The 13099-nt window shown below is 54.0% G+C and carries 8 protein-coding genes and 2 pseudogenes; 4 read left to right on the plus strand and 6 right to left on the minus strand.

All coding sequences use genetic code 11. The features are described from left to right. Positions 1 to 428: 428 nt before the first annotated feature. The 3 genes and pseudogenes from trbJ to QRN36_RS01120 all read left to right on the plus strand — a co-directional run bounded on the left by trbJ (position 429) and on the right by QRN36_RS01120 (position 3303). Positions 429 to 1210, plus strand: a pseudogene (gene trbJ, locus QRN36_RS01110) (P-type conjugative transfer protein TrbJ). A gap of 181 nt (positions 1211 to 1391) precedes the next feature. Beyond that, positions 1392 to 2992: pseudogene (gene trbL, locus QRN36_RS01115) on the plus strand (P-type conjugative transfer protein TrbL). A 2-nt stretch (positions 2993 to 2994) separates the two neighbouring features. After that, a complete protein-coding gene (locus QRN36_RS01120) occupies positions 2995 to 3303 on the plus strand; it encodes a hypothetical protein (protein WP_285422453.1) in 309 nt (102 codons plus the stop codon). Between the two features lie 275 nt (positions 3304 to 3578). Here the strand turns inward: QRN36_RS01120 and QRN36_RS01125 are convergent, their stop codons facing one another. The 4 genes from QRN36_RS01125 to QRN36_RS01140 all read right to left on the minus strand — a co-directional run bounded on the left by QRN36_RS01125 (position 3579) and on the right by QRN36_RS01140 (position 8869). Then, positions 3579 to 4121, minus strand: a complete 543-nt coding sequence (locus QRN36_RS01125; RefSeq protein ID WP_285422454.1) for a hypothetical protein — start codon at positions 4119 to 4121, stop codon at positions 3579 to 3581. A 192-nt stretch (positions 4122 to 4313) separates the two neighbouring features. Next, complete coding sequence (locus tag QRN36_RS01130) at positions 4314 to 6737, minus strand: AAA family ATPase (protein WP_285422455.1); 2424 nt, start codon at positions 6735 to 6737, stop codon at positions 4314 to 4316. A gap of 500 nt (positions 6738 to 7237) precedes the next feature. Next, positions 7238 to 8644, minus strand: a complete 1407-nt coding sequence (locus tag QRN36_RS01135; protein ID WP_285422456.1) for a replication protein — start codon at positions 8642 to 8644, stop codon at positions 7238 to 7240. A 3-nt stretch (positions 8645 to 8647) separates the two neighbouring features. Beyond that, complete coding sequence (locus tag QRN36_RS01140) at positions 8648 to 8869, minus strand: AlpA family transcriptional regulator (RefSeq protein ID WP_285422457.1); 222 nt, start codon at positions 8867 to 8869, stop codon at positions 8648 to 8650. Positions 8870 to 8951: 82 nt separating this feature from the next. Between QRN36_RS01140 and QRN36_RS01145 the strand changes: the two genes are divergently transcribed. Next, the gene (locus QRN36_RS01145) at positions 8952 to 9917 is read left to right on the plus strand and encodes a LuxR family transcriptional regulator (protein ID WP_285422458.1); all 966 of its coding nucleotides are present in this window, start codon (positions 8952 to 8954) and stop codon (positions 9915 to 9917) included. A gap of 61 nt (positions 9918 to 9978) precedes the next feature. Here QRN36_RS01145 and QRN36_RS01150 read toward each other — a convergent pair whose 3' ends face one another. Together QRN36_RS01150 and guaA are read right to left on the minus strand one after the other, a co-directional pair. Continuing rightward, on the minus strand, positions 9979 to 11187 hold the full coding sequence (locus QRN36_RS01150; RefSeq protein ID WP_285422459.1) for a site-specific integrase: 1209 nt from the start codon (positions 11185 to 11187) through the stop codon (positions 9979 to 9981). A 306-nt stretch (positions 11188 to 11493) separates the two neighbouring features. After that, positions 11494 to 13071, minus strand: coding sequence for a glutamine-hydrolyzing GMP synthase (gene guaA, locus QRN36_RS01155; protein ID WP_285422460.1), 1578 nt, complete (start codon positions 13069 to 13071; stop codon positions 11494 to 11496). Positions 13072 to 13099 lie beyond the last annotated feature (28 nt).

Consider the following 13099-nt stretch of genomic DNA (forward strand, 5'->3'; position numbering starts at 1 on the left):
CGTCGAGCCGAAGGCGAGTAAGGGGCGGTGATGGGGGTCGTAGCTGCGAAGCAGCGTAGGCCCACAACACACATCTTGCCGTCCAATCCTGGGCGACTCTATGCGATCTGACCAATATCTTCGGCTTAAAAAACAAAATCGCATACCTTCGCGTTGAATCGCGTTGAATCGCACAGTGTCGCGCACCATCGCATAGAGTCGTCTTAAGTAATGAACTTTACTGCCCACCACTAATAATCGACGCCCACAACCTGCACTCTTGTGAGCTACCCCATACGGGCCAGCAAGCACACCAAGCTCTATTAACGGACATTTTGCGGACAACTCTCATCATCGGTAGCCGGATAGAAAATTATCCGTCTATTTGAGATTTCAACATTAGGCGAGATAATCGACTGCACGAAAACTAACATGATAAGGTATTCGATATGAAGCAGCGATCGACCAACCGCACCTACCCTACCCCCTACAAAATCGCTCGAAGTGCCATGTTGGGTATCACAATGACAGCGACCAGCCTCGCCGGTATGGCTTTTTACTCTTCATCTGCCTACGCCATATATTGCTCTAACTGCTCAACCTTCTATCAGCAGATGTTCCAATATGCTGAAGAGATCAATACCTCACTTAATACAGCCGAACAATTAAATAACCAAATCCAGCAATATCAAAACATGGTTACACAGGGCAAGAGCTTGCCCAACTCTATATTTGGGAGTATCGCGACGGATCTACAAAGCGTGGTTAGTATCTATAATCGATCACAGAGCCTGGGCAGAGAACTTCAGAACATCGATACGCAGTTTAACGATAAATTCCCCGGTTTTCAGTCTTATCTGAACAGCACGACGAATTATACTGCTCTCACTACACAGGAGCGTTATCAGAATTGGTCAGAGCAAGGTCGTGACAACGTGAAATCAGCGCAAATCTAAACACGAGCAGTTTTGAATCTGAAGATACGAAATTGGCCAGCATGGTCGCTCGCTCTCAGTCGGCAGTCGGTCGTATGCAAGCGATCCAGGCAGGCAACGAAATAGCCTCACAGAATGTTCAGCAACTCCAGAAGCTGCGTGATCTTTTAGCTACACAGATCAATATGCAAAGTAACTATGTGGCGCTAGAGGGCGACCGTAAGGACATCACTGAGGCAACCGAACAGAAGTTCAAGGACCAGCCTACTATCCGTGGTGGCTCGAAGGGGTACTAAAAATGGGCATTTCAAAGTGGCTTATAGTTCTGATGTGTGCTGGCTCAGCTGTCGCCGCTTCAGTTACTACAATCATAATTGGGAGTAACCAAGAATGCAGAGCAAGCAGTGATCAAAAAGATGCAGACTCAGACTACAAAAATCAGCCGACTACCCGTGGTGGATCAAAGGGATACTAAGTATGGATCGTCGTCTCTTGTGGCCCCTCGCGTTCATGGGGATCTTCATCGCTAGTAATGCGCTAGCTGACACCAACCTTGCACAACCAGATACGTCAGTTGATGGCCTCTTGGAGCTAATACTAAATCAGTCGGGTCAGTGGTCACAAGGATTGTACGGCTATGCGACTACCCTGTTCTGGCTTTTAGCAACTATTCAGCTCGTCTGGACATTTATGCCATTAGTTATGAAACAGGCTGATATAGGTGAGATTGCAGGCGAGCTGGTGCGCTTCATTTTGGTGACTGGCTTCTTTTTAGCAATATTGAAATATGCTGTGGAATGGGCTACAGCCATTGTCGACAGTTTTCGTGACGCGGGAGCTGCTGCGAGCGGGCTTGAACGGGCGTTGCAGCCCGGAGACGTCTTCGCAATGGCAGTGGAATTTTCTCGCGCAATCTTGGCAAGCATTTCGTTTTTTTCTCCCGGGCAAGCGCTCGCAATCAGCCTAGCGGCTTTTTTAGTGCTGATCTGCTTTGCATTCATTGCAGCCTTCATGTTCGTCACGCTCGTTGAGTCCTACGTGATCATTAACGCATCTGTGTTGTTCTTCGGTTTTGGCGGTTCTCAGTGGACACGGGAATATGCCATTGCACCCATCCGCTTTGCGGTTGCGGTCGGCGCTAAGTTGTTCGTATTGACCCTGATTATCGGCCTGATTTTGCAAGCAAGCCGCGAGTGGTCAGCTGCGTACCAGAACAACGAAGCCTCCGTGATGACGTTGGCGGGTCTAGCTTTGATTTGCGCCTACTTGACGAAGACAATTCCAGACCTTGTCGGCGGCATGATTAGTGGTTCGTCAATGGGTGGTGGTTCGGCCATCGGAGGAATGGCAACTGCCGGAGCCGCAGGTGCTGCCGCTGCAATCGCCACCGTCGCCACAGCGGGTGCTGCTGCACCTGCTGCAGCCGGCGCATTGGGTGCTGCCAGTGGTGGTGCGAGTGCTTCCGCTGGCAGTGGGTTGGCGGGCGCGATCAACTCTAGTTCGCCAATTCCGCAAGTTCAGCAGGCAGCGGAGCGTCAACATTAACAGGTAGCGCCGCGCCTTCTGGAGTGGGTGCCAGCACTGGCGGCAGCAATACCAAGGGCCCCATACCATCGGCGTCAAAGACCAGCGGCAGCCCGCCTGACCCAACCTCGTCTAGAGCTAATGCTGAAACCGCAAAATTTTCTCGGCATGCAGCCAAACAAACCGGTAAGGCCGCACAAGTAAACGAGAACACAGGCCCACAGCAAGCGGCACCAAAAGGGGAAGCAGTCATGACCGGGGATGAAGTTTTCCAGGCTGCTGGTGGGGCTGCAAAGGTGCTCGGCGTTATGGCGTCACTGGCCGTGCCAGGTATGGAGAATGCCCACGCCTCATCTCTTGGTGCACCCTCTACGTTAGCCGTTGCTGACGACAGCTCCTCCGCTCAGGCCAGAGGAACTGAATCGCCCACTGGCACCGAAGACGCGGTATCCAACGTGATCCGCCCCGCCTCTGGCACCAGCACGGCTCAGGGAGGCCTCGCTTCGCTCAATGTGCCCGGTACGACATCAAACAACTACCCTCAGGAAGAATAACCATGACAGACATTCTGATATTCGCTGGGTTCTCAGCAATGGTTTTTACGCTCGGCATTGCCTTGTGGGTGCTTGGCCAATGGCTGCGCAGCAAGGGCTACGGACCGCAGCTCGATAAGCTGGATCGCCAGTACACAGCGCTCCAGCTCAGGGTTAGCCCGCTGGTCCTATCGGCTTCATACCGCATGATTGCGGGAGCACATAGCATGAATCACCTACCTCTGCTGGGAAGCAAAAGTAACGCAGCTCTGACAAAGCAGCTTCTGATGGCGATGCGCGCCGAACAGCCTACACAAAAACGAGAAGGCTAAAATTCGCTGATCGCTAGCCCGGAGTATTACTTACCCCGCCACAGTGCGGGGTTTTGTATTTCTGTGGCAGCCCCGCTTAGCACGCCCCTGATTTTTCCCATCCGTCGCTTGCCTTGCCGGGCCTGATCATCGGATTCCGCATAGACCTGCACTATCATCGGCCATCCCCTTAACGGGCTGTAATACGCACGGACTTTGAACAGCTACTAGCCAGATGCCACATGGACGGGAAGCAGCGGCAGCCGATCAAATGTAGACCGCCACGCACTACACCTTCACCTTATTGGAACGATATCCGCCGTGATCTGCTGGACCCCGGACGGGCTGCCGCCTGAAGACAATTTCTCGGCGACTTTTTCGGCAGCCCCCCTAGTTTTATAACCCTTGGCATCGCCTGGGTGATTCGAAGCTGCTATTCGCCTGCCGGTCTTGGTGACATAAAGGCGTCTCGCTCCAGGCTTAAGCTCAAACCATACGATCCAGTCGCCGCCTGAGGCCTTTGAAGGATCAGGGATCGGTTCCCAAGACAATGACCCATCGTCGTGCTCGATGACTGCTATAGCAGAAGCGAGCGCGCTATCGCGCCGTTTAGCTGAAGCCCATGCTAGGGCAGCGGTCTCGTAACGCACCGTACTTTTCAAGCATGTGACCCAAACGCTTGGTGACGCATGTACTAGAAACCCTCCTTCCAGTCCACTTTCCACCGCGTAGCCGATTATCTTGCCCATCTGAACACCTCTAAATATTCTTTTATCACCGCGCACGTAGGCATTAGCCACGAAAATACTGAGACCAAGGCACTGAAGCTGAGTGGTCAACTTCCGTGCCTTGATCAGTCATAGCCACTCGACATGACCGTCGTTTTGCATCGGTTTGACCACTTAGTTCGGGGCCTCGATCAGCAGAATTCGACCCGAGGCAGGCCTTGGAACAAGACTGCTTGCGGCCAGAAGCAGCCCGTGAATAACGTCTGTGAGACTCTGCGCTATGCAATCCCTAGCGGAGCTTTTTCAAGCCGCTCTTTCCGGCTCTCCAATGCTTTTGAGCAATGCGTTGTATTGGATCGCATCAGCGGCGTAAATTTTGTCCAGAACGTAGTTTGCCACTCTGGCGATTTCTGGAATTTCCACCGGCTTGAAGCTCCTGTCCGGGATTTCGGCTGCATGGGAGAACTCATTGGTGAGGCGGTTGACAAGAGCAATGGCAGTGTCCTCCTCCCCAAAAAATTTCCTGATCCGTTCGAGACTGTCGCTCTTGTCATCATGGTATGGGTACTTAAAGAATAAAAACGCTTCCAGAAACTTACGTAGATTATTGCCAAATCCGAAAAATGGTTCGTGACTTGTGTTCGATGCAGCTTGATCTTTGCATTTGTAAATCTGATGAAAAAGATAGTGAAACTCTGTAATGTAGTCTTTAAGATACGAGGGCATGAGTAGGATATTACTTCCCCCGCCATTACGCTCCACTATGAAATGTTCATGATCGGGTACGCTCTTTGTTTTGTTTTCACCTGCAGGAATTTTTTTAGTTGGTATTGACAGTCGCTTTAGATATTTCAAAAAATCTAAATTATGCGTCGAGACAAAAAGCTGTTTGTATCTATAGGTATTTGCTCCACCCACATCTTTAACGGGTTTGGCAATCAAGCTTTCGATCAGGCTATACATAAAGAAAATATGGTTACTGTCCAAGCTCGAAATCGGGTCATCAATATAGATAATTAGTTGCTTTCCTGTGCTATCGGGGTCATCCAGACGGGCGATGAAGTAGCAAAAGGCAATCAAGCTGCACTCACCTTCACTCAGGTTGAACGCAGCTTTTCCGTCTCGTGTGATTTCGAATTTGACAGTGGCCATGTCTGCGCTGTCACGCGGTTCAAGCTTCAGGCCGTCATGGCCGAAGAAGTTATTAAGCAGGGAGTTGACCCGCAAAGCCCCTTTTCGCTCATCTTTTTGTTTATTCCTTAAGGCCTGAACTTCAGCTTCAGCATCACGAATCTCTTTTTCTGCATCCGAATAGGCCGTGCCTGCGCTATCAGCACTCGACTTGAGCTTCCCTATGTTGTTGAGCTCAGTGTCATACGTGATAGCATCCGCAAAGCCACTTACATCCGTGAGTCGAAGGGAATCCCTGGCAGCAGTCTTGTCTTGCTCCAATGTAGTTGTCTTGCCATTGTTAGTGGCTATCAAGTCGTTAATGGCTTGGATATGCTGCTTGATTTTCTCGGGGACATGCCCCGCAAGCGGCAGGATCAGGGCCTGGAAAAGGCTGTTCTTGCGTGCGTCCAACTGCTTCTCAATCATGTCGAGATCTGTGAGGTAGATATCCAGTTCTCCAGCCAGTGCAGAGCTGCTCGTTTCGAATGCAAAGCGCTCATCAACATAAAACTGGTCGCTTTTCAAGCTCTTCCAGCTGGATACACTCACCCTCTCACTTCTCACCGCAGTGATGGCCTTGTCGATATTTACTTCTAGGTCTTCAGACTCTTTGCTGAAGTGCTCGTCTAGAGTTTGCCAAATGTCAGGAGGCAAGCTCTGACGGCAAAATGCACATTCGTCACGTTTGTCACGATGATGAGGGATACCTTGTTTAACCCATAGTCCCAAAAGGCTATCGTTTAACAGGTCTTGGATAGGCTTGGTAGGCGTGATGGTTTGGGACAAAAGCTGCTCGGCTACACTCCTCAGTGAGTCATATCTTAGTGGAATTACAAGCGGGTCTGTTATATCAGGTAGCGCTTCTTGCCTGAGAAGAGAAACTTTTCCTGCCTGTTCCGTAAGGGACAAAGGGGTGAATCCAGCCATTTTAGTGGTTGCGATATCCCGCTTAATGTTTTCAATGTTGTAGACAGGAACACCGTATTGCAGATTTTTCTTAATCTTGTCAGCGGCGTGTGTGCGTAGCTTGCCTTCTAGCGCATTCAAGCTGGTGGTGTGGCTGGTCTTGGTGCGATCCCGATCTTTTTTTCTTTGCTCAAGGTCAAATCGAAGACCTGCTTTGCTTTCAACACTCCCCAGCTTAGCCTCAATTGTTGCAATGGTCTCGTCGATCTCTTTGTTCCGATCACCGACGATAGCAAAAGTTTTGATCTCACCCCCGACATCTTGATTGATCAAGAAACTCAGGTTCTCTGCCACGAAATCGCGATTGTACACCCTGACGTCATAACCGTGATTCAGCAGCCCGGTGCTGGTAACAGCCCCTTGGTCGCCCGTAACGGTGAAGGACGAACCTGTGTAGTTTAAGGGTAGCTTTCCTGTTTCCAACGCACGAAAAATACGCGACAGAGTCGTTTTGCCCGAGTAGTTACGCCCGTAGAGGATGTTTAAACGTTGGAACGTTTTAACGTTTTTCCCGCTGTCCCGAACGGTTTTTCTCCACTCTAGGCCTGAGAAGCTGCCGAATTTTGGGATGTCTATTTGATTGATCACTATCCTACCTACCATGGTGGGTCGCGGCGTTGCAGCCGAGGGGGGGCACTGCTTGGAATGCTATATAGCAGAATCTTGAGGTCGCCGCTTTTGTCGATGGCTAACCTTCGCGAAAGGCAGCTATGAATGACTTCTGCCAGTCGAAAACTTAGCCAGCTGCCGGTCGAATCCGACGGAGCGACTCGTCAAGTCGAACGCAAATGACCTGCCCGTGGCAATGCTGATAGCTGGTCCGCTGGAGGCGAATTCTCTAACTGAGTTACCCCAGCGCAAATTTTGCATGAGCACCAGACGCGCTAGGTCACCAAGAATGAGCCGCTCTCGGAGACGCTGAGACTTCTCCATTAGTAATACGCACGGACTTTGAACAGCTACCCAGTGCCGCACCGCTGAAGCTAAAACAGCCTCCGAATCAGCGAGGAACGGCCCGCCATCAATAGCCCGAAGGCTTCGCCATTAGTAATACGCACGGACTTGTCTCACTGTGCCCCCCCTCCAGATTACAATGCTTCCGAAGGTAGTAGGCTTGAATCAGCCTCAACCGCTGGAGCGTCGGGCTTACCCGCGCGGTACCAACTTGCACGGCTCATCCCGAGGGATTCCCAAGGCTTCCTCTGGCTCAATGACGTGCTTATATAAGTCTGGCGGTCTAGCGCGCCCGCTGCCCGTCTGCGGCTTTCCTCGCGCTTCCTGTGGCGTTCTGCGGCTTCGTCTGTGCTGATTACAGTCCTAAGCTGCCGCTGCTCGTCTGGTGTGATCCTGAACAGGTTAATCAGCGTGTCATTCTTGGGTGTGTACAGCGGGGCATAGTCCTTGCCCCCAAAGCTGACTTTCTCGCCTGCCTCGAACGCTTTGGCCTTGCTGAACAGGGTCATCAGCTCTTTGGAACGGCTGTTCCACTGTGGGTCTAACTCACGGGCCAGCGCGGATGCTTCGTGGTACATCTGTTTGCTGTTCGTTGCGCCGGACAACAACAGGAAGTTCAACCGCCAGAACAGGTGCTGCATTCGGCTGCCCTCGCTGACGCCGCCGCGCATGTCGGCCAGCTTGCGTAAGTCCTCCAGCCGATCCCACGCGAGCTGGCGGCCGGAGAATCCGCGTAGGGTGTTGGTCTTGCCGCCGGAAACCAGCTTGAAGGGCTTGCGCTGGATGCGTTCGGCCTGCTCTTGGCGTTGCTGCTCGATGGTCCATCGAGCGGTCGGCAAAAGCGCTTCGGCCATATACTCGAAGTTGTACCGCACCGGCTGACCGTCCGTGCCGGTCTGCACATGCACCACGCGGCAAATTTCGCCGCTCTTGCTGTTGACGGTTTCCACGGTGCGCAGGACGCGGCTTGCGTCCTTGGCCATCGGGTCGGCTCCCACATGCGACAAGCGATCAACAAGGTAGCGCTGGCAGGCGTTCCAGCGTGGCAATGCCTGACGCGGGATCGTACCGTCTAAAAGCCACTTGGCTTGGATTCCACGGCCGCTGTAGATCAGCATGGACGGGGCGGGTATGCCTTCCTCCGCACAGAGGTACATCACAGAGCTGGCCAGGGCGTCGGGCGAGCGTCCGGCGAGTTCTGGAATGTTGTAGGTGTCGAGGTCAGCGAACAGAAGCCCCAAGCGCGAGAGGTTCACGACGCGCCGGTTAGGGCGAATGAACTCGGCCTGTGACATCCAAGTGTCGCGGGTCTTGTCTACCAGACCGAGGACGGTCGGCATGTCTGCCAGCAAATGGGACGACTGGCGCTTGTCGCCACGCACATCAACAAGGAGGGAAAAAAAGCCGGTCCGGGTGCTGTCGTGGTACGTCTGCGCCTCTTCCTGAGAACTGAACAGCGCAAGCTGTGAACTTTGGAGTTGAGCGGACGCCGGGCTTAGATGCGTCTGCGACGTGGACCCTACGGCGGGCCCGAACCGCACGACTCAAGCCCCGATTCCGGGTCTGGGAGCTGGGCCTGCCCCCTTGCATGCATCAATCCAGTCTTCGACTTCAGCCAAGTCCCAAACGACCTTGCGACTGCTGATAGCGATGCGCCGTGGGAATTTCCCCTTGCTTTCAAAGTTGTAAATTGTGCGCTCACACAGTGGGATCATCGCTAAAAGCGTTTTTTTGTCGATGAGAACTCTGTTACTCGATACGTGCATACCTGGCCTCTATCAGTCACAACAAATGTGTGCCTGATCGTGCCCCGCTATGCCGCTTGCTTCGATGGAATGATTGGCTAAAATGGTTGACATGAAAAATACATCAACCATCGCTATCTGGGAGGGGTGCGACCCTACCGTCTCAGATGCCGTCACACGATTTATGGATTGCTGGGAGCCCTACTCCGCGTCTGCAAAGCGCTACCCTATCGTTCAACTGGTAGAGGAGCTCATCGACCCTGCTGTTGCGGCGTATACCGAAGCGCTTCCGTCGCGTTATCTAGGGCACGTACCAGGTGCCGGAACAGGTGTAGCATTTAGCGAGATCACCCAATTGGTGGGGCTCGACGCCATGGTCCGTTTACAGCGAAAATTGCTGCGAGCTTTTATCCTGACCGAAGACGCACAGTCCGAAACAGATCGGCGATTTATCGCAACACTCGAGACGCTGATCGAGCTCGTATGGGCGTGCCAGCGTAAGCAACCAGCGAAAAGAGATGTACGCGGTTTGAACGGTCAACGCTTAAGAGGCTTCTGTAGATTTTGCGGTACGCTCGCTGAGCTGGCTTCTTACGCCGACGGTGAGGGAGCGCGTGGGGCAGATGAACAACTACGGCTAAGCAACCTTTACTGCGCAGCTCACCGCCCCAAGGCGCCGAATGGCGAATGGAATCCCGCGTACAGGAAAGCGAAAAGGTCTGTAGGGCAGTTCGACCTGGAATTGACCAGACTGAGTCGACAATGCGCCGTGCGAGGCATGGCACAAGCGAACTCAGGCGACGAACTGGTGGACAGCTACATCCTTCACTACATCCTCGGCCAAACGCTCCACGCGGCAGACGAAGCAGAGTTACGCAACCTAGCCCGCCAGATGGCGGACTCGAAACTTTCGGACAGAAAAAAGCAAATGCTGATGCTTCTGCAGCTGGATTTTAATCAGTCGGAGATTGCGCGCAGGCTGGGTATCGAACGCCAAGCAGTATCCAAAGCCATTGCCTCTATCCCAGAGGTATTTCGCCTGAAACCGCCAAAACAATCCGTCCGCTAAATCGACTTTATCGTCAACCGAAATGCGCAAAATCAACAACAGCCCAACCGCACCACTAACATCACCCGGTTGCCCGTGGATTCTTCTGCGTCCACTCATCAATCATATCCGCCCAATCCTGCAACATCGCCCGGCGCTGATCTCGATACTCTGCCTTGTTGTAAACAGCCCGTACGCCCTTCTGCTCATGCGCAAGGCACTTCTCAATCCAATCTGAGTTGTACCCCGCTTCGTGCAGGAGCGTGCTTGCTGTCCGCCTCAAATCATGCGGTCCGAACTTGCTCAGCGGCTTCCCTTCTTTTTCCGCAAGCCGATACGTCAGCGTCAGCACCTGATTGATCGTGGCGGTGCTCATTGGCAAGTCAGAATCGTACCGGGAGGGAAGGACGTAGTCCGAACCACCGGCGAAGGTCTTCAACGCAATGAAGAAATCCAGCGCCTGTCTGGATAAGAACACCAAATGAGAGTTGCGACGCTTCATCCGTTCCTTCGGGATGGTCCACAGGGCCTCGCTGAAATTGATCTCGTCCCAGGTGGCGTTGGTCAGTTCACTTTTGCGCACCATGGTGAGCAACAGCAGCTTCGCCGCAGCTCTCACGGATGAGGCGGTGCCGATACGGTCCATGTATTGGTACATCAGCGCGATTTCGTCGGGGCCTAAAGCACGATCACGCGGCTCGAATTTAGCGATGCTTGCGGGACGTACGAGGTCGGCGGGGTTCTCGACCTTCTGACCACGCTCAATTGCCCATCGGAAGACCTGCATCACAATTTCACGGGAGTGCACCGCCGTTGCCGGTGCACCACGTTCCACGATTGCATCGGTCAGTGCCCGCAGGTCCTCGTGGTTAATCTCAACCAGCTTTTGGTTGCCAAGCTTCGGCTTCAGCTCACGCTCGTAAACGGACCGGCGCATGTCACGGGTCGAGTCGGCCATTTGGTATCCGCGCAGCCATTTCTCTGCCCAAGCATCAAACGTCTCTGCTCCCTTGCTACGAGCCTTGTCACGGGCTTTCTCCTTGGCAGGCGACCTGCCAGCCATAACCATCTTTTTCGCCTCACCAAGGCGCTCACGCGCTTCCGCAAGCGTAATGCCGCCTACGCCATAGCGACCAAACGTGATCGTCTCTTGTCGGCCGTTGATGGAGTAGTTGTATCGAAAGGAGATTGACCCCGCCGCCGTGACGGCTACGTAGAGCCCATCCCGGTCATTCACCTTGTAGAGTTTTTCTTTCGATTTGAGATTACGCAGCTTGGTATCGGTCAGCATGGGTTCGCGGATTCCGTTCAAAAAATACCATGCTCAGAAACGCACCAGAAATCGGAGTAAAACCCAATGAAACCGGGCGAATGGTGAGATTCGATACCATGCCATCCTCGGCAGAGACAGCATGGTATCAAACACAGAGCATGGCATTTGGCTCAGTCAATGCCCCGTACCATGCCACATAAACAGGGTGCTTGGCGATGCACAAAGCTGCCGGAGTTTGCCAGACCCAAAAAGCCAAAAGCCCGCAATTACGCGGGCTCCAGGGAATTTCTTGCTAGTTGGTGCCGGACAATGCCGGACGTCCAATCACTCCCACTCAATCGTCGCAGGCGGTTTGCTGGAGACGTCGTAGGTTACGCGGGAGATGCCTTCGATTTCGTTGATGATGCGGCCGCTGACGGTTTCCAGCAGTTCGTAAGGCAGGTGCGCCCAACGAGCGGTCATGAAGTCGATGGTTTCGACAGCGCGCAGGGCGACGACCCAGGCGTAACGACGGCCATCACCTACTACGCCCACGGATTTCACCGGCTGGAACACGACGAATGCCTGGCTGACCTTGTGGTACCAGTCGGCTTTGCGCAGTTCTTCGATGAAGATGTGGTCGGCACGACGCAGCAGGTCGGCGTATTCCTTTTTCACTTCGCCGAGGATACGCACGCCCAGACCCGGACCCGGGAACGGGTGGCGGTAGACCATGTCGTACGGCAGACCGAGTTCCAGACCCAGACGGCGGACTTCGTCCTTGAACAGCTCGCGCAGGGGCTCGACCAGTTTCAGGTTCATCTCTTCCGGCAGGCCGCCCACGTTGTGGTGCGACTTGATCACGTGCGCCTTGCCGCTCTTGGCGCCAGCAGACTCAATCACGTCAGGGTAGATGGTGCCCTGAGCCAGGTACTTGATGTTGTGCAGCTTGCTCGATTCGGCGTCGAACACGTCGATGAACGTGCGGCCAATGATCTTGCGCTTTTTCTCCGGATCGCTTTCGCCCGCCAGATTGGTGAGGAACTGCTCTTCGGCGTTGGCGCGGATCACCTTGACGCCCATGTTCTCGGCGAACATGGCCATCACTTGCTCGCCTTCGTGCAGACGCAGCAGGCCGTTGTCGACGAACACGCAGGTCAGCTGGTCGCCGATGGCCTTGTGCAGCAGGGCTGCAACGACCGACGAATCCACACCGCCGGACAGACCCAGCAGCACGTTGTCGGTACCGACCTGAGCGCGAACCTGAGCGATGGCGTCTTCGGCAATCTTGGAGGGGGTCCACAGGGCTTCACAGCCGCAGATGTCGAGGATGAAGCGCGACAGGATGCGACCGCCCTGCTTGGTATGGGTCACTTCCGGGTGGAACTGCACGCCGTAGTAGCCACGAGTGTCGTCGGCCATGCCGGCGATCGGGCAGCTTGGGGTGCTGGCCAGTACGTGGAAGCCTTCCGGAATCTCGGTGACCTTGTCGCCGTGGCTCATCCAGACGTCCAGACCGAAGACGCCATCGGCGTCGACGTGGTCTTCGATGCCGTCCAGTACACGGCTCTTGCCAACGACGTCCACGCGGGCATAACCGAACTCGCGCAGGTCCGATCCTTCAACACGGCCGCCAAGCTGCTCGGCCATTGTCTGCATGCCGTAGCAGATACCGAAGACCGGAACGCCCAGATCGAATACCGCTTGCGGGCAACGCGGGCTGTCGGCGACGTGCACGGACTCAGGACCACCGGCCAGAATGACGCCTTTCGGCGCAAATTCGCGGATCGCTTCGTCGTCCATGTCGAACGGATGCAGTTCGCAGTAAACCCCGATCTCGCGCACACGGCGGGCAATCAACTGGGTGTACTGGGAACCGAAGTCGAGGATCAGGATGCGGTGGGCGTGAATGTCGAGGGCCATAAGTCATTCTCGTCGAAAATCAGAAACA

Origin of the sequence: Pseudomonas sp. efr-133-TYG-103a (assembly GCF_030209235.1) — a bacterium.
Classification (GTDB): Bacteria; Pseudomonadota; Gammaproteobacteria; order Pseudomonadales; family Pseudomonadaceae; genus Aquipseudomonas.

Excerpts from the sequence above, each read along its gene's own strand:
- QRN36_RS01120 (WP_285422453.1), top strand. The coding sequence starts at position 2,995 with ATGACAGACATTCTGATATTCGCTGGGTTCTCAGCAATGGTTTTTACG.
- QRN36_RS01140 (WP_285422457.1), bottom strand. The coding sequence starts at position 8,869 with ATGCACGTATCGAGTAACAGAGTTCTCATCGACAAAAAAACGCTTTTA.
- QRN36_RS01145 (WP_285422458.1), top strand. The coding sequence starts at position 8,952 with ATGGTTGACATGAAAAATACATCAACCATCGCTATCTGGGAGGGGTGC.
- QRN36_RS01150 (WP_285422459.1), bottom strand. The coding sequence starts at position 11,187 with ATGCTGACCGATACCAAGCTGCGTAATCTCAAATCGAAAGAAAAACTC.
- guaA (WP_285422460.1), bottom strand. The coding sequence starts at position 13,071 with ATGGCCCTCGACATTCACGCCCACCGCATCCTGATCCTCGACTTCGGT.